Below are 25,168 nucleotides of genomic sequence, written 5' to 3' on the forward strand. Positions count from 1 at the left end.
CCTCCGCGCCCCGGATCCTCTCTCTTTTACTCAACCCCGGCCACCTCGGCCGGGGTTTTGTTTTGGTGCATCTGCCAAAGCTCGCCCGCGACCGTCGCCAGCAATTCGTCGGCGTAGTGAGCGTAGGCTTCCAATTTCGCCCGTGCCTCCGCGTTGTCGGCTTCCCGTCTCAGCTGCAGATGCAGCAACGCCACTTCGGTCAAATCGGACCACCCCATCCCCGCCAAACGTCCCTCAACCAGCGCCACGTTTTCCGCATCAACATCCGCCGCCAGGGCTTCCACCCAAGCCAACACCTCGATGGCGGATTCGTCGGTTGGATCGGTCGCTAGAATGCTCCGCAAACGCATCCGCCATTCCGGCAGACGAGCAGCGTCCGCTTCGGTCCAATCCCCAAATTCCAAAACATGCCAGCGCCCCTCCACCGCCAACTGCGGCGCCAAGCGCAGATGCGCACTCACTTCCGACCCCGCCAAAACGGCTCGCTCCCAATACGTCTCGGCTGCTCCGAGCTCGGCCTCGTCCAACGCATACAGTCCCAACAACGATAACGCGCGCCGGTCCTGCGCATTGGCTTCGAGTCGTTCGCGCAACGCCGCCACCGTCTCTGGGTCCCGCCGCAATCGCACCTTCATGTCTTCCAACAACGTTTCAACCTCGGTCTCTGCCATGACGCGGAAGTCCAACTCCACCTTGGCTCCCAGCCGACGGTAGACCTCTCGCGACCGCTGCCGCCGCAGAAGCTTTTCCAACGCTTCAGTCAGTTCCTCCGGCGCAATCTCAGCCTGCGCAAATACCCGATCGCCGACGTCACCGCCCTTCAGACGGGGATCGTCCAGTGCGGCCTGCAACGCCTCGGCCAGACGCGTATCGTCCTTCCGGTTGAACCGGGCATGCTGCAACAGCAACCACGCTTGGGAGGCGTAGGCATACCGGGCACCGGGTAGCTCAAACACCTCGTCACCGGCCGACTGTTGGAAAAAGTCCGGCCACGCGGTGAGTTGCCTCATCGCCACCAGAAAACTCCCCCTACTGCTACTCCAACTGCCCAGCGCATAGTCGTCTCCCACCACGCGAAACTCCCGAAGGATCGCCGCGACGCCATCCTCATACCACAGCGGGAGCGGCTTCCGTTGTTGGTCCAGATGCAGTTTCACATACGGCCAACGCATGGCTCGCGCGGTGTGCTCCCATCGACGTTCGCCCGAAAGCGCGATCCAACTCACGTCTTCGTCAGCCCCGTAACGCACATCCAAATCCTGGTTTCCGCCGTCCACGCCATGCCCGACCCAGCCAATCTTCCGTTGCAGGCGCGGCGGCCCGACCAACGTGCGTAAGGTCGACATCGTCCGATTCGGATTCCCCGCGCCCACCGTCCGCCAACGCAACTCGCGTTCGTAGCGCTTCCACAACCCGTCTTCATCCAACGGGTCCGCGTCCTCCTCTGGCGGTATCGGCTTGAAGGCCTCGAAGTCCCACTCCCGGTCCCACAGCACGATCCTTACCCGGGCCCGGTTGCCCATGGACTCCCCCAACTCATCCACCACGGCCGACCGAAACAGCTCCAGATCCCCCACGATCTCCGCCGCCTCCCGCTCCCCCGTCGCCGCATACACGTCGAAGTGCTCGGTTTGCGCGTGGAGCCAGACGTCTTTTGCCTCCGCTTCAACACGCGCTCCGGCGAGTCCCAAAAGCCCCAAACCCAACAACGCCCAACGTCGCATCATTGCCGCCACAACAGCAGGGTTGGCCGCCCACGGAAAGCTTTTCGCAAGCTCGCTTCAAATTCCACCACCGTCATCCACACGCGCCCCCGCCTCCGCCGCCAGTGCCCGCCACTTCCAGGTCTCCCAGTCCTCGCCATAGCTGGTCACGATTTCGCGCGCGGTCGCTTCGTCGCCCACCCGCGCCTGCATGATCGCGACCGCCATCATCACGCCGTCGGGTTGCGCCATGCCTGCCACCACCGCGCGCTGCACCCGATTCATGTTCTCCACCGACGGCGTCTCCGCCAGCCCTTCCAACCAACCCAGCCATCGCAGCGTCACCTCATCCGCCGGATCCAATCGCAGCGCCGCTTCCAACTGCGTCCGCCAGACGACCGCCTGCTCGTCCCCAATCAGCTCAACCGCGCCCGCCGCCTCCGTCTCCACCCACGCGCGCAACCCCGCCACTGCTTCATGCCGCACCACCGCGGGGTCGGCCGACCCCGCCGCCGCCGCCCTCCCCCAGTAGTCGACCTGCGCCGTCGCATCCCCCCGCAACATCGCAGCCACGCCCAGCAGTTCCAGCGCGGCGACATCGGTCTCGCCCGCCGCGTTGGCCGCCGCTAGCCGCGCCTCCAGTTCCTGCACCGCCTCCGGATCCCGCGACACCCGCACCCGCACGTCCAACAATGCCGCCTCCGCCTCCTCCTCGCTCGCCCGCTCCAGCGCCACCCGATCGCCAGCCCACCGCTCCGGCCGTTCCAACACCAACCCCGAAAACTCCGCCCGCTGACAATACGTCTGCAACTCCGCCGTGAGCTCCGCCGGCGTCACGCCAAGATGACGTTGCATGAGCTCCACCATGTCGCCCTCTCCGCGCTGCACCTCCGCGATCCAGGCCAGCAACGCCTGCCGCCACTCCGGCGAACGCTCCTCGCTAAAGTAACAGTAGTGCACGAGCAACCACGCCTGCGCCGCGAAGAGATCACGATTGCCGAGCTGCCCGTAGGCCCGCGAGTCCGCCGCCATCGCAAAGAACTCCTCCCACGGCATAAAATACCCCAGCTCGCGCATGAACCCGATCAGCTCACCGTCCGGCTGCCCCACCACCGTAGTGTCACGACGGATACCAAAACTCGTCAGCATTTCCGCCATGCCTTCCAAAAACCACGATGGCTCCGTGAGGCCGCACTGCTGCAGCAGGTTCCGCATGTAGCGGCCGAACAACACCGCCTTGGTGTTCTCCCATTCGTCCTCGCCCGAGAGCACGATCAACGCCTGGTCCGGATGCACCACCGAGTAGGCGTGCTGCGCGTCCACCTTGCCCGGCACCGGTTGCCGACTCACCCCGCGCGGCGGTTGCAACGCCGCCCGCATCGCATTCATCCGCGCCGCGTGCATTTCGCGCAGGGAGATGTTCAGTCGCACCGGCCTGGGCGTTTCCATCATCTGCGGTCCCGCCGGCGTGAAACGTTTCCGGTTAACATCATAACTCAGGCTGTCGTCCGGCGGCCCGACACCGTCGCGCGCGATCTGCTCCCCCTCCCATGCCTCGCCGTGCGGATTCTCCCCGCTCTCAATCTCCGGCTTGTAAGGGTCCAGATGTCGCTCCCGGCCGAAGATCACAATGCGCGTGCGGCGCTCGCTCTGCGGCTTGAGCGCGAAGACCTGCAACACCGTTTGGTGAAACAACTCCAGATCACGGATGATCTCCCGCGTCTCCGCCTTGCTCGCCGCCGAATACACCTCGAAGTGCGGCGTCTCCACCTTGCGCCAGCGCGGCGCCGCGTCGACTTCGACGCTCATCGCCCCGACCGCCAACACGCCCACCAAACCCCAGAGTTTGCACCGTCGAGTTGCCGCTCTCATGGGAACGGCCACTCAACCGGCAGTCCGACTCCACGCAACGCGGCACGACGAACAAACCGGTTACCCCCACAGGTATCGCGACCGCTAATGCCGCGATACCTTGGCAGAAAAAACGCCCTCAGGCGTAGCCGAGCGCCTTGGCAACTTCGGCGTTTTCCACGACGCCGCCTCGCGTGTTCACGCCCTTGGCCAGGCCGGGGTGATTGGTCAGCGCGGTCTCGATGCCTTCGCTCACCATCTGCACCAGATACGGTTCCGTCGCCTGCGTGAGCGCCACCGTCGAGGTGCGGCCCACCAGCGCCGGCATGTTCGGCACCGCGTAGTGGACCACGCCATTCTTCTGGTAGGTCGGCTCCAGGTGCGAGGTGGGATGAATCGTCTCAATGCAGCCGCCCTGATCGATCGCGATGTCCACGATCACACTGCCCGGCCGCATCTTCTTCACCATCTCCTTGGTCACCACGGTCGGTGCCTTGGCGTTGGGCACCAGCACCGCCCCGATCAACAAATCACAATCCGCCACCGCCAGTTCGATGTTGGCCGGATTCGCCATCAGCGTGACCAGACCGCCGCGATACTCTTCGTCGAGCATCTCCAATTTGCGCAGGTCCAGATCGAGCACGACCGTGCGTGCGCCCATGCCCATGGCCATGCGGGCCGCATGCGCGCCAGAGTTGCCCGCGCCGATGATCGCCACCCGACCTGGCATCGTGCCGGGGATGCCGCCCAGCAGCACGCCCGAGCCGCCGTTCTGCGACTGCAACAGGTAAGCGCCGGTCTGGATCGAGAGCCGACCCGCGATGTGCGACATCGGCTTGAGCAGCGGCAAAAAACCACTCGGCGCTTCCACCGATTCGTAGGCGATGCCGAGCACCTTCTTCTTCACCAACGCCGCCGCCAGATCCGGACAAGCCGCGAGGTGCAGGTAGGTGAACAGGGTCAGATCCGGACGGAAGTATTTAAACTCCGGCTGCAGCGGCTCCTTCACCTTCACCACCAGATTGGCGTCACCCCACACGCGAGCCGCCGTCGTCAAAACCCGCGCGCCCGCTTTGCGGTATTGTTCGTCAGTGAAGCCCGCCCGCGCGCCCGCGCCTTTTTCGACGAGCACCTCCGCGCCGAGACTCACGCAGCGGCGGCACAGATTGGGGGTCATCGCGACCCGCGTTTCACCAGTTTTGATTTCTTTGGGGACGCCAATTTTCATGCCGCGCAGCATTGTCGTCGGAGCGCCGGACACAAGCCCGGCGCCCACTCATCGGCCGACTTTTCGTCAGCGTTTTTTGCCCGGGATATGCTGGCCGGCCTGATGCAACACCAGCCCGGTCACCGCGCCGGTCTCGTCGCGCTGAAATTCCAGCTCCGCCTCCACGACGTCATAGAAGAAACGGTCCGGCGCCTTGGCATACACCGGATAACGGGCCTGCCCGGTCAGCTGGGCAAAGACCTGCCCGCGATCGACGGTGATCGACACGATCAAAGTCGGCGCGAGCTCGTAGTCCCCGGCCAGACCTTCCAACTGCGCCGGCGCCAGCTCGATGCCTTTTGTCTCCTGCTTCACTTCGCTGGCGTCTCGCCGCGGCGCCGGCATGTCCCGACCGCCTTGGTGCAGCACGAGTCCGGTGACCGCACCGTCGTCATCGCGCTCAAAACTCAGCCGCGCGGCCACGCCTTCGAAGGCAAAGGCATCCGCGCCCGCCGCCTTCAGGCCGAAGCTGGGCTGACCGGTCGCCTGCGCCCGCAGTTGCCCGTCTTGCAGAAACACCGAGATCACAAACTGCGGGGCGAGCGGATACTCCCCCACAAAGTCTTCCAAAACGACCGGCTCATCCGTCGATTTCACCGCGCCGTCGAAAAGCCCCTGCAACCAGCCCAGACCGATCCCGGCGACATCCTCGTCGCGCGCTCCCAGCACCACGATGCCGCGCCCGGTCGCCGGTTGGATACCGACGAAAGACCGATAGCCCCCCGTGCCGCCCGCGTGTCCTTTCACCGACTCACCGGCCACATCGTGGATCATCCAACCGTAACCCATCGCATACGGCCCGTCCGTCTCGGCTTGCACCTCCATGGTCGAGGCCCACGGCTCTTCCGCGGCCATCAGCCCCCGCATAAATCGCTCCATGTCGGCCGCCGAACTGATCCAAGCCCCCGCCGGCGCATACCCATCGAAACGCCAACGCGCCGCCGGCCCCGCCGAGTTGAATCCCGGCGCCAGCTTCGCCGTATCCAGTTTCTCCAGACCCGACATCACCGTCTCCGTCATACCCAAGGGCTGCAGCACCCGAGCGCGCACCGCATCCTCGTAGCTCATCTTGAGCTCAGCCGCGACCGCCTGCCCGAGCACCGCCGCGCCGAGATTGGAGTAAGCCCAGGTGCCCTGCTCCGCCTCCGGTGCGTTGGCCGCAAAGGCGCGCTGCACCTCCGCCACGTCCGAAATCGCATACGGGTCCACCAGGTCCAGCGACGGGAAATCCGTGGGCAGTCGCGGCAGCCCCGACATGTGCGTGGCCAGATCTGCATAGGTGATGGTCGACGGGGCGAATCCGCCCGCCACCGGCTCATCCCAGGCCAGCACGCCGTCCTGCACCGCCGTGGCGGTGAGCAAGGCGGTGAACACCTTCGAGATCGAGCCGATCTCAAACAGCGTGTGCTCATCCGCCAGCCGCTCGTCCTCGGCACTCCAGCGACCGGCCGTCGCGATCCCGCGGGCGTCGCCGTCGATGACCAGCGCGATCACCGCGCCGGGTTTGTCGCCGGCCCAGCTGGCGAGTTCCGCCTGCAGGCCCGTGGTATCAATCGTCTCCGCCGACCAGCCGGTGACGGCGGTCGCAAGCGCGAGGGTGGTTTTTAGTATCCAGTTTTTCATCACATCAATCCTCCGACCGCAGTTCATCGCGGCGTTGTTCAAGTTCAGCCAGGCGCGGTTCGAGGTCTTCGCGCACCGCCTTTTGGTTCAGTTGCCACACCCACCAGTCAAAGAGGCCGGTCGGCAGCAGCACGAGCGCGCCGATGATCCAGCGCCCCCAGACAGGAAAGTTGGCCGGGGCATACAGAATGATCTGCAGACCCAGCATCACCGAGCACAGTGCCAGCGGCAGGATATACCACCAGAGCACATTGCGCAGCAGCCAGATCTGGTGCCGCACCGCGGCGGCCGCCCGCTCGATTTCTTCGATCACCGTGCCCCCCTGCGGGCGAGCCCGCCGGTGCATCATCCAACGATCGATGAGGAAGTATGCCGCCACCAGCAGCGGCAGCGCCGCCGCCACCCAGGCCGGCCAGGCGGTTGAGCCCTCGGCTTCGGCGTCGAGGGCCACTTTGCCAAACACCCCGGCCACAATGAAACTCGCCGAGATTTCGCGCACATCGCGCCAGAAGACTTTCTGCGCAAACGAGCGGCTGTCTTTGCGCACCTCGGCCAAGAGGCTCGCGTCAATCGTTGCGCCACCGGGCGCGGGGGCCTGCTGCCAGGCTTTCTGCAGGTCATCAAAGTTCATCACCAACCTCCTTCAACAATGCGGACAATTTTTGGCGGGCGCGGTTCAAGGCCACCCCCACGTGGTTTTCTTTCATGCCCGTGACTTCACCAATCTCCCGATAGCTGAGACCATCGAGCGCCAACACCACCAGCGAACGGTCCGCCGGGCGCAGCCGACGCACGGCCTGCATGAGCTTGGCCATGAGGTCCTGCTGCTCCTGCGTGCGCGCCGGGCCGTGGGCTTCACAGACCGCGGCCTCCACCGGCGCCGATTGCGCCACCACCCGCGCCTCGCGACGCCGCTCGGTGCGACGCCAAGTCAGCGCGGTGTTGAGGCACACCCGGTAGATCCAGGTGGACGGTTTGGCTTGATCGCGAAACCGCGGCACCGAGCGCCACAGCTGCACCATCATCTCCTGGCGCAGATCGTCTTCGTCGGCGGACTCCGGCGCATAAGCGCGACTCAGCTTGTGCAGAATCGCGCCATGCTCCTCGAGCCAGGCGGCAAAACGTTGTTCGTGGGGATCGGCGGAAATCATCGGTTCACCCCATTGGTGGCCGCTCGGCCCGACTCCCTTACAACTATTTTTTCAAAACTTGTTTTTGCTCCACGATCCACCGCGCGATGTTGGCCTCGAGGGTCTTCAGCGGCAGCGCACCGTGACGCAGCACTTCGTCGTGGAAGGCCCGCACATCGAAGTCGGCGCCGAGCGCCTCCGTGGCCTGCGCGCGCAGCCGCTTGATCGTCAGCTCGCCCAGCTTGTAAGCCAGTGCCTGCCCCGGCCAGACGATGTAGCGGTCGATCTCCACGATGATGTCGTTCTCGGTCTTGGCCGCGTTGGCCTTGAAATAGTCGATGGCCTGCTGCCGCGACCAACCCTTCGAGTGCATGCCCGTATCGACCACCAGGCGCACCGCGCGCCACATCTCGTAGGTCAGCTGACCAAACTTCGAATACGGGTCCTGATAAAAGCCCATCTCCTCACCCAGACTCTCAGCATACAGCCCCCAGCCTTCCACGAAGCCGGTATAGCCCCAGGAGAAACGCCGAAACGCCGGCAGGTTTTCGATCTCCTGCTGCAACGCGATCTGGTGATGATGCCCCGGCACGGCTTCGTGCAGACTCAGCGCCTCCATTTCCCAGCGCGGACGGGTCTCCAACTTGTAGGTATTGGCATAATACGCCCCGGCTCGGCCGCTCTCCAGCGACCCCGGCATATAGTAGGCGGTGGTTTGTGAGGGCGCCGAATAGGCTGGAATCTCCACCACCCCGTAGGGCAGGCGCGGCAAGAGCCCAAACAGCTTGGGCATCTCGTAATCGACCCGCTTGGCGATGTCGCGATACTCCGCCAACAACGCTTTCGGCTCCGTGTGAAAGAACTGCGGATCGGTGCGCAGGAATTCGAAGAACGCTTCCAGCGAGCCCTCAAATCCGGCTTCGCCTTTCACCCGTTCCATCTCGGCGCGGATGCGGGCGACTTCATTGAGACCGATTTGGTGAATCTCATCGGGAGTCAGATCGAGCGTCGTGCGCGACTTCACCGAGGCGGCATACCAGGCCTCACCGTCCGGCAAGTCCGTCGCGGCGATATCGGTGCGCGCCGCGGGCAGATACTCCTCGCGCAAAAAGGTCTCCAGGCGCGCAAAAGCCGGCGCGATTTCCGCCGTGTAAACTTCGATCGCCTCGCCGCGCATCATCTCCAGATCCTCGAACGGCACCGACGCCGGCACGTTGTAAAAGCCCTGCAGCAGCGGATTCTCCTCCGGCGTATCCACGATCATGTTACTCACCTGATCCGGCACGGCCCGCAAGGTGATCGCCGGCGGCGTGACGCCCTCGGCCAGACCTTCGCGCAGCAGCACGATGGTATCATCGATGACCCGCGGCAGCCCGCGCAGCCGCCCCAGTTGATCCTGCAGCTGCGCCACCGAGCGATTGGGCATCATGCGCAGCAGGCCGGCCGCGTTCTGCTGCACGCCATTCAACTGCGTGAGCGGCATGAGATACTCCGGAAACGCCAGCATCTCCACCTCTTCGCGTGCCAAGTCGCGGAAGAGGATGTAGTTCACCTGCTCCTCTTCGCCAAACTCGCTCGGGTCGATCGACTCCACCACCGCGAGGCGGGTGCGGGCGCGGCGTTCGGCCTGCGCCCGGCCGGCCGCCGAGATGTCGCTCCAATGATCGTTATGCCCCGGCACGCCCACGTAGGTGGCGATCTCCGGGTTTTGCTCCAACCCCACCTGCCAATCCACCTCCAGCAGGCGGGCGAAGCGCTCACTTTCCGTCATCCCGCTGTCCGCGGTCAGACCACCGTAACGATCATCCTCGATGTTTTGGGCCGTCAGTGAACTGACCAGCGAGACGCAGAGCGTGAACAAAAGGGAGAAGCGCAGCCGCATGCTGCCGACCTCTAGCGGGGCTCGGCGGCAACGCAAATCTCAAGACCGGTTCAGATCGTTTCGCCCTTTTCGAGGCGCTTGTGCGCGGCGGAAACGGCGACGTATTTTTCGGCCCAGCCCTTGAGCGACGCCTGTTCCTCCTCGGTCAGCGCGCGGCGCACCTTTGCCGGCGCGCCCACCACCATCGACCCTGGCGGGATGACCGTGCGGGGCGTGACCACCGCGCCCGCCGCAACCAGACTGCGGGCACCGATGTGCGCGCCATCAAGGATCGTGGCGTTCATGCCGATGAGGCACTCGTCCTCGATCGTGCACGCGTGCACAATGGCGTTGTGGCCCACCGTGACCCAGTCGCCGATGATGGCGTCGAGATCGTCGGCCAGATGCACGGTGCAATTGTCCTGAATGTTGCTGCCCTCGCCCACGCGGATGCGAGCGATGTCCCCGCGCAGCACTGCGCCGTAGAACACGCTCGAGCGCGGACCCAGCACGACGTCTCCCATCACGTCGGCGGAAGGAGCCACCCAATTGGCGGCCGCGATATCAGGCGTTTTGCTAAGGTGTTGCTGCAAGCGTTCTTCAACGGTCATAACAAAGAATGGTTCTCGCGCCCCGGCCCCCAAACCGCAAGCTCAGCGCCTGTCGCCGGCTTTTCTTTTACAGAAGGAAACAGAGGCAAACAGAGATCCTGATGGCACACCCCTTGTTCGACAAAGCCAGTTCGCTGATAGACGCGGTCCCGACCAAGCTCGTTGAGCGCCAACCCGTCCTTACGAGGGCAGCGCATGCGCCCACGCTCCGTTTGACCAACTGGGCGAAAAGATTGCTCCCCTAAAACTCCGCGATGGAACAAATCCTGCCTGCGCACGCCCCCTCACCGCATCCGTCCAATGAAACTAATTTACGCGCCCGTCCGGTTAGACCCAACCCGTTCAGCCAATTGCCCGTAAGAGGCAACCTACTGCCCCCTCAACGGCACCTTCCTTCCCTTCGTTTCCTTCTGTAAGTAATCACCATCCCCACATGGACACTGTTGTTCCCATCCTGCGCGGCCTGATCGGCATCGTCGCATTCACCGGCATCGCCTACGCCTTCAGCACCAATCGTCGCGCCATCGACTGGAAACTCGTGGGGACCGGCATGCTGCTGCAGATCGTGGTCGCCCTCATCGTCATCAAGGTGGGCTTCGTGCGCGCCATCTTTGACGCCGTGGGACGGGGCTTCGTGAAGGTCATCGACTTCACCAACGAGGGCACCGGCCTCGTCTTCGGTTGGCTCAACAACATCGCCCCCGGCAACGTCGAAGGCCTGCCCTTCACCAATGGCGGCCCGGTCTTTGTCATCACCATTCTGCCGACGATCATCTTCTTCGCTGCCATCACCTCGATGCTCTACTACCTCGGTGTCCTGCAGCGCATCGTCTACGTCTTCGCCTGGCTCATGTCCAAAACCATGCGCCTGGGCGGTGCCGAGAGCATGAGCGCCTCGGCCAACATCTTCGTCGGCCAGACCGAGGCCCCGCTACTCATCAAACCCTACCTCGATCGCATGACTCGCTCCGAGTTGCTCGCCATCATGATCGGCGGTATGGCCACCATCGCCGGCGGCGTCATGGCGGTCTACATCGCGCTCCTCGGCGGCGACGATCCCGCCGCCCGCGTCGCCTTTGCCACCCACCTGCTCACCAAGTCCGTCATCTCGGCCCCCTGCGCACTCGTCATCGCCAAGATCCTCCTGCCGCAGGAAGAGAAGATCGACACCAACATCGAGATCCCGCGCGACAAGTTCGGCTCCAACGTGCTCGACGCCATCTGCTCCGGCACGACCGATGGCGTAAAACTCGCCGTCAACGTCGGCGCCATGCTCATCGTCTTCACCGCCCTCGTCGCCATGATCAACTTCGGCTTGGGTGACCTGCTCGGCGAGTGGCTCGGCCTCAACAGCCTGGTCGCCTCCCTCACCGGCGGGGAGTTCACCAAATTCTCCATGGAGTTCATCCTCGGCATCATCGGTGCCCCGCTCGCCTGGCTCATGGGCATCGACAGCGGCCACCTGCTCATGGCCGGCAACCTACTTGGCCAGAAGACCGTGCTCAACGAGTTCGTGGCTTACTTCTCCATGAACACCCTCGCCGCCAACGGCGAACTCACCGACGAGCGCACCCGCATCATCCTCACCTACGCCCTCGCCGGTTTCTCCAACCTGGTGTCCATCGGCATTCAGATCGGCGGCATCGGCGCCCTCGCCCCGGAACGTCGCGCCGACCTCGCCCAACTCGGCTGGCGCGCCCTCCTCGGCGGCTCCCTCGCCTGCTTCATCCCCGCCTCCATCGCGGGCATGTTGATCTGACGCGTATCCGCCGATCGCCTACGCCGGCGGCGAGGCCTCCTCAGGCTTCGCCGCGACGCTCGGCCAGCTCCGCTTGGATCTCCGCAAACTTGCGGTCGGTCAGCGGGTAAAACCAGAAGGCCGCAAACGCCACCAGGCAGCCGACCGCTGGCAGCACGCTCATCAAGGCTTTGATGCCCCATAAAGCACTCGGCGTCTGCTCGAGGTTGGCCGCGTAACCCGACGACGCCAGCACCAGACCGGTGAGCCCACCACCCACGCCGGAGCCGAACTTAAACGAGAGCGAACCGGCCGAATACACCAACCCGGTCGCCCGCCGCCGGTGTTTCCATTCCGAGAAATCCGCCGCGTCTGCCAACATCGAGAAGAACAGCGTCACGACCGGACCGGAGGCCGCTTCGGTGATCAGACCGAGTCCAAAAACAAGCGCCGTGCCTTCCCGCCCCACGGCATACATCGCCGCACAACTCAGTCCCATGATCGCCAGCGCACCGAGCACCACCCGGCGCCGCCCCCACCACTTCACCAGCCGGCCTGTCAGCGCCGCCCCCACCAACGCGCCGACCGTGCCGACGACCATGTAGCTGCCCGCCAGCGCCTTCGAGTTCAGGAAATAGGTGAAGTAATACATCGTGGATCCCTGCTTCAGCGTCGTGATCGTCACGAAGCAGAGACCGAGCGCGAACAGCACCAACCACGGGCGATTGCGCAGCAGGTCCGCCACATCACGCCGCAACTGCAGCGGCTCCCGTGTGGCCACGGCCTTCACCCGCTCCTTGGTCATCGCAAAGGTGACCAGGAAGAACCCCACCGCCACGGTGGCGAAGAGCACCATCGTCCACCGGTAACCCTCCGTCGCATCACCGCCGCCAAACCAACGCACCAGCGGTTCGTTCAACCCTTGCGTGAGCAGCGCACCGCCGAAAGCACCCACAAACCGATACGAAGACAAACGCGTGCGCTCGCCGGGATCCGCCGACATCACTCCCGTCATCGCCGAATACGGCACGTTGCTCGCCGTGAAGACGAGGATCAGCGCGTTGTAGGTGAGATAGGCATACACGAGCTTCCCCGTGTCGCCCAAATCCGGCGTCGTGAAAGTGAGCACCGTCAGCACGCCAAACGGCACCGCCGTCCACAGGATCCACGGTCGGAATTTGCCCCAACGCGTTTCGGTGCGATCGGCGATCACACCCATCACCACATCGGAGAGGCCGTCACTGAACCGACTCACCAGCAGCAGCGTGCCCACCGCCGCCGCCGACAGCCCAAACACGTCCGTGTAAAAGAAGCCGAGGAACACCATCAGGGTGCGCCACACCAGGTTGGTCGCCGTGTCGCCCAGCCCATAGGCGACACATTCGCGCACGCGCAGCGAAGCCGTCGCGCCCGGGGTCGTCGGGTGGTTCATTGCAGGCCGTTGTTGGCGATGATCTGCGCATACACCCGCGCCGAATCTTTCGGCGTGCGGCGCCCGGTCGCGTAGTCGACATGATGCAGACCAAAGCGCTGCGTGTAGCCACAGGCCCACTCAAAGTTGTCCAGCAAAGACCACACAAAATAGCCGCGCAGATCGACTCCGTCTGTGATCGCTTGATGACAGGCCTCCAGATACGTCGTGATGAACGCCGCGCGGTCCGGGTCCGCCACCCGCCCGTCCACGACCGGGTTGTCCTGCGCGAAGCCGTTTTCGGTGATCACAATCGGCGGATGCCCATAGCGGCGGTCGATCCACTTCAGCAGTCGTTCACACGCCCACGGCAAGACCGGCCAACCCATGCTGCTTTTCTTCCACGTCGGATCAGCCGAGAGTTCGACATCCTGATCCTCCGAAATCCCGCCGTTGCCGTAGGGATTCGATTCGCCGGAGGTCTCCTCGCCTTGGTTCGCCGCGTAGAGGCCGGTGTAGAAATTCAGGCCGAAGAAATCCGACGACCCGCGCAGCAGCGCCCGGTCCTCGTCGCTAAACTGCGGTAGGCGATCGCCCAGCCGTTCCCGCATCACCGCCGGGTAATCGCCGTGATAAATCGGATCGCCAAACCACCCGACAAAAAACTCCAACGCCCGCTGCGCCGCCGCCTGATCCGCGGCCGAGTCCGTCTTCGGTTCGCGCCAATCGCAGTTGTTGGTGATGCCAATCTGCCCGCCCTGCTCGGCCTGAAACTCGCGGCGATATACGTCCACCGCCTTGCCGTGCGCGCGCAGGAGTTGGTGCGCCACCGCGTAAGGTTCACGATTCGAAACCCGACCCGGCGCCATGACGCCGTTGGCGTGACCCATGATCGAAACCACCCATGGTTCGTTCAGCGTGATCCAGTGCTTCACCCGATCACCAAAGCGCTCAAAACACAGCCGCGCGTAAGCCGCAAAATGATCGGGCAGCTCCGGGTTGCGCCAGCCATCCAGTTCCAGCTGCAGCGCCAGCGGCAAATCCCAGTGATAGAGCGTGACCCATGGCTCGATGCCGTGCGCCTTCAGCGCGTCGAGCAGACGCGAGTAGAACGCGATGCCTTCCTCGTTCACTTCGCCGCGCCCCGTCGGCATCACGCGCGACCACGCGATGGAGAAGCGGTAAGCCTTCAGGCCCATCGCCGCCATCAACGCCACATCCTCCTCCATGCGGTGATAGTGATCACAGGCGACGGTGCCGTCGTGGCCTTCGGCAATCTTGCCGGGGATCTGAGTGAACGCGTCCCAAATCGAGGGACCTTTGCCTCCTTCGTTCCATGCTCCTTCGATCTGGTAACTCGCCGTGGCCGAGCCCCAGGTAAAACCAGTGGGGAATGTCTTCATGTTGGGGTTGGGGTTCGGTTGCGATTCAGCGGATCAACAACCGTCATCGACCCTGCCCCCGCCCCCTCTCGCCTCGCGAGTGAAATTGGAATGAAAGTTTAGGGGTCGCCATCCTCGCCGACATCTCCTTGCGTCCGCTCCCGATCATGCCGCGCCGCTCCTCCCGTCGACCGTTCCGCTCGCGTCTGCCGTTTGCGCCGAAACCGGATCCCATGTTTCGCTGGCGCGGCGCCGGTGTCTCTCGCATCGAGGGCCTCGCCGATTCGGTCTTCGCCTTCACCATCACGCTACTCGTCGTCGCCCTCGAGGTCCCGCGCGACTACCGCGCCCTGCTCGCCATCTTCGAAGGCTTTCCCGCCTTCGTCGCGACCTTCGCCATCCTGCTGTGGTTTTGGAACATGCATTACACCTTCTTCCGTCGCTATGGCCTGGAGGACGCGTGGACCCGTTTTCTGAATGCCGCCATCCTGCTCTTCGTGGTCTTTCTGGCCTACCCCTTGAAGTTCATCTTCAACAGCGCCTTCTCCGCCATGCTCGGCCTCGGCGACTACCCCACCGGCATTCGCTCCCTCTCCGATCTGAGCACCCTCTACATCATCTACGGCGGTGGATTGGCCGTCGTCAGTTTCGGCTACCTGCTCCTCTTCACCCACGCCTACCGCCAACGCGCTGCGCTGCGTCTGTCCGAGGCCGAGACCATTCTCACCCGCGGCTCGATCTGCCGCATCCTGGTCAACATCTCCATTTGCCTGCTTTCCATCGTGCTCGCCACCCTGGAACGCTTCACGTGGCAGCCCGGTGTGATCTATGCCCTGCTCGGCCCCGGCATCGGCTTCACCGCCGCCTACCACGGCAATCTCGCCCTCAATGCCTACAACGAAGCCACCGCGAATCGAAAGTCAGCCAAACCGCAGGACGTGTCCGGGTAGGGGCGAACCACCGGGCCGAAGGCCTCTCTTCCGCCCACCGCCCCCGCTTGGTCCCGCCATTTCGCTCTTCAATCTTCCGGCGCAGCCGTCCAACGTCGCCGTTTGGACATGGCTTTTCCGTCACTCCCCGCGATTCTCTCCGAGCGCCAACTCAGCGCCGCCGAACTTTCCGGCGACGACGCTGCCGCCTCCACCGCCGCCCAGCTGCGGCTCTACGCGTGGATGCACCTCGCGCGCCGCACCGACAACCGCATCCTGGAACTCTTCCGCCAGGGGCTCATCAAGGGCACCGTCACCGGCGGCCAGGGCAACGAGGGCCTCATCGTGCCCCTCACCCTCCTCGCCGACAAGGCCCACGACGTCACCTGCTTCAGTCACCGCGACCTCGGCGGTCACCTCATCTGGAGCGGCCACCTCTGCGAGCACCTCAACCAATACTTCGCCAACGCCGACTCCCCCACCCGGGCGCGTGAGGGCAACATCCACCACGGCGACCCGGTCAACCGCTCGCTGCCGATGATCTCCCACCTCGGCGTGATGCTCTCCAACGTCATCGGCCTCACCGACGCCCAATGCCGCGCCGGTCACCGCCCGGTCGGTTTCACCTTCTTCGGCGACGGTGGTTCCTCCACCGGCGACGTGCACGAGTCGATGAACCTCGCCGCCCTGCTCGGCCTGCCGGTGCTCTTCGTCATCGAGAACAACCACTACGCCTACTCCACCCCCGAGGCCGAACAATACGCCGCCCACACCGCCCTCTACCAACGCGCCGCCGGCTACGGCATCGAGGGTCGCCAGATCGACGCCACCGACGCCCTCGGCGCCGCCACCGCCTTCGCCGACGCCATCGCCACCGTTCGCGACTCCGGTCGCCCCATGCTCGTTGAGGTCAACACCCTGCGCCTGCGTGGCCACGCCGCCTACGACACCTGCGACTACCTCAAACCCGGTGAGTCCGACGGCTTCTTCGCCGCCGACCCCCTGCCCAAGTTCCGCGCTCAACTCGTCGCCGCCGGCCAGACCGCCGCGGTCGAAGCCCTCGAAACCGAGCTCAACACCTTCATCGAGACCTGCATCAAACACAGCCTCGCCGTTGCCCGCCCCACCGCCGATGTCGACGCCCTGCTCGCCGATGTCTACGCCCCGCCGGCCGCCCCGCTGCCCTGGCAGCCCGAGCCGGCCACCGCCAAACCGCTCAACTTCGCCCAGGCCATCAACGCTGCCCTGCGCAAGGTGCTCACCGAACGCCCCGAGTCCCTCGTCCTCGGCCAGGACATCGCCACCTACGGCGGCGCCTTCAAGGTGACCGATGGTCTGCTCGCCGACTTCGGCCGTAGTCGTGTTTTTAATACGCCGCTCGCCGAGAGTGCCTGCACCGGCTACGCCATCGGCCTCGCCCTCGGCGGCCACCGCCCCATCGAGGAATTCCAGTTCTCCGACTTCGTCACCGAAGCCGCCACCCAGATCACCCTCAACGCCGCCACCTACCATTTCCGGGCCGGCGCCCAGGTGCCCGTCGTGTTCCGCCTCCCGACCGGCGGCGGCCTCACCTTCGGCTCCTTCCATTCCCAGGAACTCGATTCCTTCCTGCTCAGCATGCCCGGGATCAAAGCCCTCTATCCGAGCACGCCGCAGGATGCCTTCAACGCCGTGCTCGCCGCCTACGAGGACAACAACCCTGTGCTCCTCTTCGAGCACAAGGCCCTCTACCGCGCCGTCAAAGCCCCCGTCGCCTTCGACCCCAATTACCGCGAGGTCTGGCGACCGCGCCACCTCGCCCGCGGCGATTTCGCCACCGTCGTCACCTACGGGCAGATGGTGGGCCTCGCCGAGCAGGCCACCGCGTATTTCCGCGATGAATACGAAGTGGACTTTGATCTCTTCGACCTGCGCGCCCTCAACCCGCTGCCCCTCGACGCCATCAAGGCCTCCCTCGCCCGCACCCATCGCCTCATCGTGCTGCACGAAGGACGCCGCACCCACGGCTTCGGCGCCGAACTCGTGGCCCAGCTCACCGAAGAGTTCTTCTTCGACCTCGAGGCTCCGCCCCTGCGCATCGCCTCCCTCGATATGCCCGTGCCCTTCGCCCCCGAGCTCGAGGAAGCCTTCCGCCCCACCCTCGACAAAATCACCACCGCCATCGCCGACTGGATCGGCTAAACTGCCCCCCCCTGGAAGCAAAGGTAGCCCCACTTCACCATTCACTCTTCCCCATTCCCAATTCTCCATGCCTTCCCTGTCCGACATTCCCGCCGCCCGCTGGGCCGCCATCAAACTCTTCGCCACCGATGTTGATGGCGTGCTGACCGACGGCTGCATCCATGTCTCTTCCGATGGCGTTGAAACCAAGACCTTCAACGTGCTCGACGGCATGGGCATGGTCCGCCTCCTGCGCGACAACATCGCGGTCGCCTGGATCTCCGGCCGCGCCTCCGGTGCCACCACCGTGCGCGCCACCGAGCTCAAGATTCCGCACCTCATCCAGGGTCGCAGTGACAAATACACCGCGCTCTCCGAACTCGCAGCCGAACTCGGTCTCAGCGCCGAAGAATGCCTCTACGTCGGCGACGACGACATCGATGCCGGCGCCCTCGCTTGGGCCGGCATCGGCATCACCGTGCCCGACGCCATGCCGGCCGCCGTCAACGCCGCCGACGCCATGACCACCCGCCGCGCCGGCGCCGGCGCCATCCGCGAGATTTGTGAACAAATCCTCGCGCACAGCGGTCAGGACTAAGCCCGCCGTGATCCGCCGCTCCGCACGCCTCGTTCTCTCCCTGCTCGGCACGATCGCCGTGACGTTCGCGCTCGCCCAGCAGCCGACCACCGAATCCACCGCCGGCCGCGTGCGCACGCCTGCGCCGGTTAAAAACTATACCGTCTCCTTCTTCAGCGACGAGGGCTACCCGTGGGTGCGAGTGCTCGGCGAAACCGCCGACCTGCGCGACCCCACCGCCGTCGTGCTCGGCGATACCATCATCACGGTTTACACCGGCCTCGAAGACCGCGGCACCGAAGCCACCCTCACCGCCCCTGTCGCGGTGCTGGCCCCCGAGCCGCGCCTCGTCACCGGCCCCGACGCCGTGCGCTGGGAACAACGTGACCTCACCGTCGAGGGCGAGGACTGGTCCTACGAATACCTCGGCCCGCAGGAGCACCGGCTCCACCTCAAGCGCAACGCGCATGTCATCTTCGAAACGCCGATGGTCGACCTCATCAAATAACCTTTTCGCCACCATGCTCCGCTCCTTCCTTTTCCTGCTCGGCCTCGGACTCGCCACCAGCCTGACCGCCCAAACCGACCCCGTTGCCATCCCGCTGCAACGCACCGAACTCACCGCCGACGACATGGAGGTGGTCAGCTCCGGCACCGAGACCCGCGCCATCTGCGTCGGCAACGTCATGCTCACCGGCACCAACCTCAAAATCACCTGCGACCGCCTCGAAGTGGTCGTGCTGCGCGAAGACGATCCCGACGCCACGCTCGGTGAGCTCAAAGGATTCAAACACCTCTTCGCCACCGGCAACGTGCGCATCGTCCAAGGCCTGCGCGAAGCCACCTGCGGCCGCGCCGAGGTATTGCCCTTGGAAGACAAAGTCGTGCTGAGCGAAGACCCCGTCGTGCTCGACCGCGCCTCCGACTTCGTGCAACGCGGCGACAAGATCACCCTCTTCCGCGGCGAACAGCGCATGCACATCATCAACCCCGTCCTCTCCGCCCCCCCCATCCAAGACCTCGGCGCCAACGCCCCCAAAGACGAACCGGCCGACACCACCGAGCCCGCCCCTGAGACCAACTGATCTGTCTTCACAGAAGACAACGAAGGGTAAGGAAACCGGATGGCAGTAAAGGATAGCCACAAAAAGGCACAAGAAGTCACAAAAAGGGATGCCCCAATCCACCATCAACGAGCTCTGTGACACCGTCCGAGAAACCGCCTTCGCGATTCACCGCTACCATCGCCATGGGCATCTCGAAAAAATCTACGAAAACGCCCTGGCCCATCGCCTGCAAAAGGTCGGTATCTCCGCAATCCAACAGCACCCTCTCCACGTCTACGATGAAGACGGCACAATTCTCGGCGAATACTTTGCGGATCTCTTCGTGGACAACCGGCTCATCGTCGAATTGAAGGCAGTCAGGGCAGTAAGCGACGAGCATACCGCTCAGATTCTTGGTTACCTACGATCTTCCCGCATTGAGACCGGACTACTGATCAACTTTGGTGCCCCGTGATCCTTGGAGGATGAATTGGGACACCTGAAAAAGCCTGCGCTGGGCTGAATAACCCTGAACCTACAGAGGGAAAAAGCCGCCGCGATCGTGCTTTATGGTCGTTTTGGTGAGGTTGGGACAGGTGAGGCCGGAAATCAGGAAAGTGGCAGAGGTTTGGGACACATTGCCGACTGAGTCGCGGAAAGAGCGGAAAGAGGCACGAGAAGCATTTGAGGGATCCTATAGAGCTGCTCGAGCACGGGTAAAGGCACCTTTAAGAGGACTCAGAAAAGCTGGCCCTGCTTGTCCTGTTCGGCCTGCTTGGCGCGGGCGCGGGTCTTTTTCTCACGCAGGGTTTCGTTCAGCTCTTCGCGTTCCTGGGCAACCAGCGCGGGGAGCGTGCGGGCGATATCGGTGAAAGCCATGGAGGCGATGTTGCCGGCGCGCATGGACTCGGAGCGGATCTCTTCGGCGTTGCGGCCGACGTAGCTCCGAACGACGGAACGGAAGAACGGCCAGAACTCCTGGACGCGGCCAGCTCGCTGGGCGTTGCCGACGTCGTCCAGGACGGCGATCACGTGAGGGGCGAGACGTGCGCCGTCCAGGAGCCAGCCGCGGCGGAATAGCTCGAGCAGCATGCATTTGATTTCGGCGAGGCACTGACCGGTGCGGCGGGCCTTGGCGGTGGCTTCCTCCGAAAGAACCAGGCGGGACTGTATCTGACGCCGACACCAAGCCTCAAAGGCAAGCAGGCGCTGTTCTTCGGTTGCTCCCTTGATCTCCCACCAGGCGCGGTCCTTTTGGGCGTCTACGGCCGCGGCGTGGCGCTTCTGGGGATCTTCCCGATCATCTAGGAACTGGCCCAACACGTCCATGGCTCACAGGCTGCCGAGATGGAGCCCGCGCGCATCAGTTTGGATCCGGAGCTTTCCTCGTGGAGCTTTGGTGGTCGTGTCTACCGGTTGGCGAGCCAACCGGACGGAAGCGTCACGGTGACGAATGATCGTGGTGACGTGGCGACGGTTCGAATTGGAAAGCGGCGCAATTCCTGGGGCCCCAGCCTGGAGGTGGATCCGACGCGGGGTTACGCAGCAGCGGCGAGCATTTTGACCGCGTTGGTCAATCGAGGCCTCGCCCGCTACATCATGCCGGAGGGTGATCATGACTCTCCGCCTTTGTAACCGCCGTGAAAGGCGCGGGTGTAGATGAGATAGCTCTCATCCATGTCGTCGCGCTGACGGCGAAAGCCGTCCATGCAGCTGTGCAGGTCTTTGGTGGTGCAGTCCTCCCAGAGGCGATAGCCGCGGCTGCCAGGGTAGCTGACGATGCGAGGCCGGGCCTTCCGGGCGCAGGCGCGCACGATGCGTTCGCTCATTCCCAGCTCCTCCTGAAGCTGCCGTGATTTCACCCACCCCTTTCCCTCGAGATATTGGATCACCCGGTCGACCTGTTCTTCGGAGACAACCGGTCCGGACTCGGCGGGTTCACCCGCGCGGTCAAAATCGAGCTCGAGGGAGTTGTCGGGGAGGCGTCTCAAAACGGGTTGTCTTGGTCGAATGGAAGCGGATCGGCGATCGGGCTGAGTTGGCGGTTAGCCGGAACTTGGCTGGCCGGATTCTGGCCAGCTTTTTGGTGCCCGACGCGGTGCGCGTAGCGGGAGCGGTCGCCGCGGCCGGTGTAGGGGTGACTGTGCTGCTTCCCGAGCTTGTGGGCGGCGGTGTGGTTGAGGGCGGATAAGACGACGCCGAGGTCTTCGACGGGCATGCGGTCGAAATGGATCTCGACCAAGCCTTCCTCGCGGATCCGCTTGCGCTGCGTGTTGCGGTAGATGCCGGCGAGGTAGGCTTCGCGCTTGGCCGGTTCGATCTGGAGCGCATCCAGCAGGGCTTTGCATGCGACCAGGGCACGCTTCACCGGTTGCTCCTCAAGCTCCATTTGGGCATTGAGATTTCCGGGCTTCGAGTAGCCGCGGCAGAGTTTCAGATAATCGTCGACGTGGTCGTTGTTCATCCGCTTCGACGGGAGCGGGTGGCCGGCACCGTCGACGGCACCGGCGCGGATCTTGAGTGATCGACGCCATTGCTCACGGTTGAGCTGATCACCACCGCCGAGCTTGCGGCGTGCCGCCCACGCCTTGCCGAACTCGATCTGGGTCATGGTGACTTGAGCGGGAGTCATGAGGTTAACCTTTCAATCGGAGAGTTTGGCCATCGTCGTCGTCGAGATCGCGCGGCTTGCTAGGGCGCATCTTTCGAGAGTCGACGTATTCCAGGGTGAGCGCGCCGCGGGAAAGCTCGTCCTCTGGCGTGGGAAACCAGACCACATTACGTCCGTAGCCGACAGAGGACACCGCCTCGGCGCTGGATAGCGCCTGCAGTATCTTTGCTGCGTCCACTTTCGGCGGCAGGGCGAACTTGCTCCATCCGATGGTGATGATGGCAATCTTGCTCATTCGTTCGGCATCTCCCGGATTTTGAGTTCTTCCGGCCACTCCGACATGTCTCCGCCTTTGCGATCGTAGAGGTTCGGGCGGGCGCTGGCCGCGTGATCACCCCATGGCAGCCACTCGGTTTCATCGGGCCAGTCGAGGAGATTGACGTTGGTCGTAACCGGCCGAGCCCCCAGCTGCTTCATGAAGAAGCTAATGTCGTAGCGATCGCACTGGAGACGGATGTCATAGGCGTGGTCGACCACGAACTCACGGGCATTCCCACCGCTCTCACCGCCAACGATGATCAGATCCAATGTAGCCGACTCCGGCTCATCTTCGCCCCCTGCATTCCACTCGACCGCGGAAATATCCAGAGGACCGAGAAGCGGTTCCGCGGAGCAGAACAGATACGGGATTCGGAACAGTCGCCCCATGTGTTCGACGATGGGCCAGCGTTCGTCGAATCGCTTCTGGTTCTCGGCCGTGAAGCCGAGCCAGGCGTTGCGCGGCCAGTCACTGTAGCCGAACGCCGTGAGGTGTTCGATGTTCTCCGGCCGCTTGGTGAGCAGCATCCAGTCGAGCCAGGGCGTTGCGTCGATCAACGCGAAAAGCTTCGCCCGTTCGGTTGAGACGGTGGGGTGATCTTCGAAGACGTCGGCCATCGACGAGCAGAAAACGCGGCGGCGCTGACCGGCCTTCTCGGCCGCACGGTTCCAAGCGAGCGGTTCGCGCCAGTGCTTGTCGCCGAAGGTGCGGCGGGCTGCTCGTGGACCCCATTCGAAACCGCAGCGCGCGGCCCACTTCTCGGCGTAGCAATTTTCGCAGCCTTCGGAGACTTTTGCGCAGCCCCAGACGATGTTGAAGGTGTGGTGAGTCCACTCAATCTTGGTGTTTAGTCCCATGGCGGTTGAGCGCGTGCAGCGCGTTGAGGATTTCGTCGCGGTCGGTGGAGCTGGCAAAGTGGGTCTTGTCGCCGATGATCTTGGCGGGGATCCACTGGTTGAGGGTGTCGCGGCAGTGCGACTTGAATTCGATCGTGGCGTGCGGTCCCGCGCGGAAGGCGAAGCCTCCAGCCTTGAAGCAGGACGCAATCTCCAGGATGAGCTCGGGCGGGACCTCGGATGCGGTCACGGCGCGGGCTCCAGTTCGACCGGCGGCGGAGCCGGGATGGTGATGGTGTTGGCGGTGGCGCAACCACCGAAGCACGTCGCGGCGATCGCCAGCACCAGCGCGATCACGATGAGGCGGTCTTCCTGCCAAACACGGCGGGCGAACTCCACGGGATGCCGGAAGAGGTAAGCGAAGCCGTAGGCCAAGAAAAACAGGAGCATGGCGGCAATCGCGAAGGCGCTGAGGACGTAGAGCGTGGGGGATTTGATCGTGTGCATGGCTCAGAGAAAGATGGGGGTGTAGGCGGAAGCGCGCTCGGCCGGCGAAAGGGTCACCCAGCGCTGGGTCTGCGGTTCCCATTCGGAGAACTCGCCGCCGATGAACCAGGTGACGATCGCGTGGCCGGAGCCGTTCCGGTCCTGCGTGTAAGGAAGCAGGCCGATGGCGATGCTTTCGGCGGTGATTGATTCGTCCTGCTGTGCGGCTACGTCGAGGCAATCGACCGCGGCCATGACGGTGCGCATGGCGAAGTGCTCGCACTGGTTCCCACGTTGGCGCCAGGTGTCTTTGTTGAGCGACCACTGCAGCTCCTTGAGGTATGGAGCAAAGACGCGATCGACCCATTCGACAGTGACGCAGTGATAGGTCTTGTTGCCCATAAAGGGCGGCTTGAGCGGAGTGCGGAGGTAGCGACGATACAAGGCGCGACGCAGATCAGCGCCCGCAATGACGTGGTGGGCTTGAGTGCTCATGCGTTGGCGAGGTCGAGGTTGATTTGTTGGTAGCGGTCGGTGTTGCCGACGCGCTCGTAGACGCGGATGTAGCTGCGGGTGTTGGACACCTGCAGGGCGTCGCTGATGGCCTCCATGGCGCTCTTCCACCGAGGGTCTTCGATCTCCAAGCGGCGGAGGCTGAGCACGCGGGCGGTGTCGATGCGACCCTGCTTGTTCACCTGGAACGCGTCATCGATGAGGGTGCGAAGTTCGGGTCGAGCGCCGTCGGCCCAATCGGTGATGCACTCGTCGATGAGTTTCTTTGCGGCCTGCAGGCGCTCGTCGAAAACGAGCTGCTCGGAGATGGCGCGCATCACCTTGTAGCGGCCGTCGTAGCTGGTGAGCGTGAGGTTGCCCTTTTTGCCGCCGAGGGTGGCACCGTATTTCTCGGCGCTGAGTTCGGCGAGGGCTTGGATGTCGTCGTGGGCGGAGATGCGAAACGCGCGGAGACGCTCGTTTAGGAATCGCGCTTGGGACACGAGTGAATCGACCAAGGTGTCGCGCTCGAGGTCGATGGGCTTGATGTTGGCAACGGGAACGAGACGGCCGAGGGAGTCGGCTTTGTAGCCTTCGGGGATGGTGGGTGTGGTGGACATGGTTCAGGAGGGGCGGCGCTGGGAGCCGCGTTTTTTGACGGTGAGCGAAGTGGCGTGCTCGGGGCGGATTCCTGGAGCGGCACCGGTGAGAGCGTGACCGAGGGTCGTTGCTTGGGCGTGACTGAGGTCGACCGTCGCGAGCTTGCCGCGGATCTCGATGCACAGGACGAGGCGGTCGGGATGCTGGATCGCCATGAGCTTTGCACCGCGGGGGCTGAGGCATGGAACGACCGGCGAGAGGCGGGTGGGCCCGGTCTCGGTCCGGCCCTGCGCGAGACGCCGATCGACGGCGGCGAAGACCGACTGCGTGGGTTGGCTGAAAGTCTTCATGGCCGGGTGATGTAGGCGCTCAGCCAGATCCCGCCAGCGAAGCCGATGGCGACCAGGAGGAGCGAAAGGAGGATGCGGGTGAGGCGAAGCTTTCGTTCAATCTCCTCTAGGAGATCGTCCTTTGTCGCCGGCATAGGTTGGGTAACCAATGAGTCGACACTTTCGACAAGAGCGCCGCGGGAGGA

Annotated in this window: 28 protein-coding genes; 7 read left to right on the forward strand and 21 right to left on the reverse strand. The window is 64.1% G+C overall.

Features of this window, described 5'->3' with window-relative positions; genetic code table 11:
• Positions 1 to 26 precede the first annotated feature (26 nt).
• The 8 genes from K1X11_RS08015 to K1X11_RS08050 all read right to left on the reverse strand — a co-directional run bounded on the left by K1X11_RS08015 (position 27) and on the right by K1X11_RS08050 (position 10,046).
• Complete coding sequence (locus K1X11_RS08015) at positions 27 to 1,727, reverse strand: tetratricopeptide repeat protein (RefSeq protein ID WP_221029958.1); 1,701 nt, start codon at positions 1,725 to 1,727, stop codon at positions 27 to 29.
• A 54-nt stretch (positions 1,728 to 1,781) separates the two neighbouring features.
• Entirely contained in the window at positions 1,782 to 3,575 is a 1,794-nt protein-coding gene (locus tag K1X11_RS08020) for a hypothetical protein (RefSeq protein WP_221029957.1), read from the reverse strand.
• Between the two features lie 118 nt (positions 3,576 to 3,693).
• Positions 3,694 to 4,782 (reverse strand): alanine dehydrogenase, encoded by a 1,089-nt coding sequence (gene ald, locus K1X11_RS08025; protein WP_221029956.1) that lies wholly within the window; start codon positions 4,780 to 4,782, stop codon positions 3,694 to 3,696.
• A 66-nt stretch (positions 4,783 to 4,848) separates the two neighbouring features.
• The gene (locus K1X11_RS08030; RefSeq protein WP_221029955.1) at positions 4,849 to 6,444 is read right to left on the reverse strand and encodes a serine hydrolase; all 1,596 of its coding nucleotides are present in this window, start codon (positions 6,442 to 6,444) and stop codon (positions 4,849 to 4,851) included.
• A gap of 4 nt (positions 6,445 to 6,448) precedes the next feature.
• Positions 6,449 to 7,075, reverse strand: a complete 627-nt coding sequence (locus K1X11_RS08035; RefSeq protein ID WP_221029954.1) for a hypothetical protein — start codon at positions 7,073 to 7,075, stop codon at positions 6,449 to 6,451.
• Positions 7,065 to 7,595, reverse strand: a complete 531-nt coding sequence (locus K1X11_RS08040) for an RNA polymerase sigma factor (RefSeq protein WP_221029953.1) — start codon at positions 7,593 to 7,595, stop codon at positions 7,065 to 7,067. The genes K1X11_RS08035 and K1X11_RS08040 overlap by 11 nt, the downstream gene beginning before the upstream one ends.
• 43 nt (positions 7,596 to 7,638) lie before the next feature.
• Entirely contained in the window at positions 7,639 to 9,435 is a 1,797-nt protein-coding gene (locus tag K1X11_RS08045) for a DUF885 domain-containing protein (protein WP_221029952.1), read from the reverse strand.
• A gap of 71 nt (positions 9,436 to 9,506) precedes the next feature.
• Positions 9,507 to 10,046, reverse strand: a complete 540-nt coding sequence (locus tag K1X11_RS08050) for a gamma carbonic anhydrase family protein (protein WP_221029951.1) — start codon at positions 10,044 to 10,046, stop codon at positions 9,507 to 9,509.
• Between the two features lie 433 nt (positions 10,047 to 10,479).
• On the opposite strand from K1X11_RS08050, the gene K1X11_RS08055 reads away from it, so the two are divergent.
• Positions 10,480 to 11,805: a NupC/NupG family nucleoside CNT transporter gene (locus tag K1X11_RS08055; protein ID WP_221029950.1), complete on the forward strand. Its 1,326-nt coding sequence runs from the start codon at positions 10,480 to 10,482 to the stop codon at positions 11,803 to 11,805.
• Positions 11,806 to 11,845: 40 nt separating this feature from the next.
• Here the strand turns inward: K1X11_RS08055 and K1X11_RS08060 are convergent, their stop codons facing one another.
• Positions 11,846 to 13,216, reverse strand: coding sequence for an MFS transporter (locus tag K1X11_RS08060; RefSeq protein ID WP_221029949.1), 1,371 nt, complete (start codon positions 13,214 to 13,216; stop codon positions 11,846 to 11,848).
• Positions 13,213 to 14,598, reverse strand: a complete 1,386-nt coding sequence (locus K1X11_RS08065; protein ID WP_221029948.1) for a GH1 family beta-glucosidase — start codon at positions 14,596 to 14,598, stop codon at positions 13,213 to 13,215. The genes K1X11_RS08060 and K1X11_RS08065 overlap by 4 nt, the downstream gene beginning before the upstream one ends.
• A 146-nt stretch (positions 14,599 to 14,744) precedes the next feature.
• Here K1X11_RS08065 and K1X11_RS08070 point away from each other — a divergent pair, with 146 nt between their 5' ends.
• From K1X11_RS08070 to K1X11_RS08095, 6 genes are all read left to right on the forward strand, one after another.
• Positions 14,745 to 15,527: a TMEM175 family protein gene (locus K1X11_RS08070; RefSeq protein ID WP_221029947.1), complete on the forward strand. Its 783-nt coding sequence runs from the start codon at positions 14,745 to 14,747 to the stop codon at positions 15,525 to 15,527.
• 108 nt (positions 15,528 to 15,635) lie between these two features.
• Positions 15,636 to 17,687 carry an alpha-ketoacid dehydrogenase subunit alpha/beta gene (locus K1X11_RS08075; RefSeq protein WP_221029946.1) on the forward strand — a complete coding sequence of 684 codons (2,052 nt, stop codon included), beginning with the start codon at positions 15,636 to 15,638 and terminating at the stop codon, positions 17,685 to 17,687.
• A 67-nt stretch (positions 17,688 to 17,754) separates the two neighbouring features.
• Positions 17,755 to 18,264, forward strand: a complete 510-nt coding sequence (locus K1X11_RS08080; protein WP_221029945.1) for a KdsC family phosphatase — start codon at positions 17,755 to 17,757, stop codon at positions 18,262 to 18,264.
• A 7-nt stretch (positions 18,265 to 18,271) separates the two neighbouring features.
• Entirely contained in the window at positions 18,272 to 18,751 is a 480-nt protein-coding gene (locus K1X11_RS08085) for a hypothetical protein (protein ID WP_221029944.1), read from the forward strand.
• Between the two features lie 13 nt (positions 18,752 to 18,764).
• A complete protein-coding gene (locus K1X11_RS08090) occupies positions 18,765 to 19,328 on the forward strand; it encodes an LptA/OstA family protein (RefSeq protein ID WP_221029943.1) in 564 nt (187 codons plus the stop codon).
• Between the two features lie 88 nt (positions 19,329 to 19,416).
• Complete coding sequence (locus K1X11_RS08095) at positions 19,417 to 19,764, forward strand: GxxExxY protein (protein ID WP_221029942.1); 348 nt, start codon at positions 19,417 to 19,419, stop codon at positions 19,762 to 19,764.
• 263 nt (positions 19,765 to 20,027) lie between these two features.
• Here the strand turns inward: K1X11_RS08095 and K1X11_RS08100 are convergent, their stop codons facing one another.
• From K1X11_RS08100 to K1X11_RS08150, 11 genes are all read right to left on the reverse strand, one after another.
• Positions 20,028 to 20,618: a hypothetical protein gene (locus tag K1X11_RS08100; RefSeq protein WP_221029941.1), complete on the reverse strand. Its 591-nt coding sequence runs from the start codon at positions 20,616 to 20,618 to the stop codon at positions 20,028 to 20,030.
• A gap of 284 nt (positions 20,619 to 20,902) precedes the next feature.
• Complete coding sequence (locus K1X11_RS08105; RefSeq protein ID WP_221029940.1) at positions 20,903 to 21,280, reverse strand: hypothetical protein; 378 nt, start codon at positions 21,278 to 21,280, stop codon at positions 20,903 to 20,905.
• Complete coding sequence (locus K1X11_RS08110) at positions 21,277 to 21,921, reverse strand: hypothetical protein (protein WP_221029939.1); 645 nt, start codon at positions 21,919 to 21,921, stop codon at positions 21,277 to 21,279. Before K1X11_RS08110 ends, K1X11_RS08105 begins: the two co-directional genes overlap by 4 nt.
• A 4-nt stretch (positions 21,922 to 21,925) precedes the next feature.
• On the reverse strand, positions 21,926 to 22,195 hold the full coding sequence (locus K1X11_RS08115; protein WP_221029938.1) for a hypothetical protein: 270 nt from the start codon (positions 22,193 to 22,195) through the stop codon (positions 21,926 to 21,928).
• Complete coding sequence (locus K1X11_RS08120; protein ID WP_221029937.1) at positions 22,192 to 23,076, reverse strand: DUF5131 family protein; 885 nt, start codon at positions 23,074 to 23,076, stop codon at positions 22,192 to 22,194. The genes K1X11_RS08115 and K1X11_RS08120 overlap by 4 nt, the downstream gene beginning before the upstream one ends.
• Positions 23,054 to 23,305 carry a hypothetical protein gene (locus K1X11_RS08125; RefSeq protein ID WP_221029936.1) on the reverse strand — a complete coding sequence of 84 codons (252 nt, stop codon included), beginning with the start codon at positions 23,303 to 23,305 and terminating at the stop codon, positions 23,054 to 23,056. The genes K1X11_RS08120 and K1X11_RS08125 overlap by 23 nt, the downstream gene beginning before the upstream one ends.
• Positions 23,302 to 23,562 carry a hypothetical protein gene (locus tag K1X11_RS08130; RefSeq protein WP_221029935.1) on the reverse strand — a complete coding sequence of 87 codons (261 nt, stop codon included), beginning with the start codon at positions 23,560 to 23,562 and terminating at the stop codon, positions 23,302 to 23,304. Before K1X11_RS08130 ends, K1X11_RS08125 begins: the two co-directional genes overlap by 4 nt.
• Positions 23,563 to 23,565: 3 nt before the next feature.
• Positions 23,566 to 24,036, reverse strand: a complete 471-nt coding sequence (locus tag K1X11_RS08135) for a hypothetical protein (RefSeq protein WP_221029934.1) — start codon at positions 24,034 to 24,036, stop codon at positions 23,566 to 23,568.
• A complete protein-coding gene (locus K1X11_RS08140) occupies positions 24,033 to 24,653 on the reverse strand; it encodes a DUF3164 family protein (RefSeq protein WP_221029933.1) in 621 nt (206 codons plus the stop codon). Before K1X11_RS08140 ends, K1X11_RS08135 begins: the two co-directional genes overlap by 4 nt.
• Positions 24,654 to 24,656: 3 nt before the next feature.
• On the reverse strand, positions 24,657 to 24,983 hold the full coding sequence (locus tag K1X11_RS08145) for a hypothetical protein (RefSeq protein WP_221029932.1): 327 nt from the start codon (positions 24,981 to 24,983) through the stop codon (positions 24,657 to 24,659).
• Positions 24,980 to 25,117, reverse strand: coding sequence for a hypothetical protein (locus K1X11_RS08150; RefSeq protein WP_221029931.1), 138 nt, complete (start codon positions 25,115 to 25,117; stop codon positions 24,980 to 24,982). The genes K1X11_RS08145 and K1X11_RS08150 overlap by 4 nt, the downstream gene beginning before the upstream one ends.
• Positions 25,118 to 25,168: the final 51 nt, after the last annotated feature.

Source organism: Actomonas aquatica (assembly GCF_019679435.2).
In the GTDB taxonomy this organism is placed as follows: Bacteria; Verrucomicrobiota; Verrucomicrobiia; order Opitutales; family Opitutaceae; genus Actomonas; species Actomonas aquatica.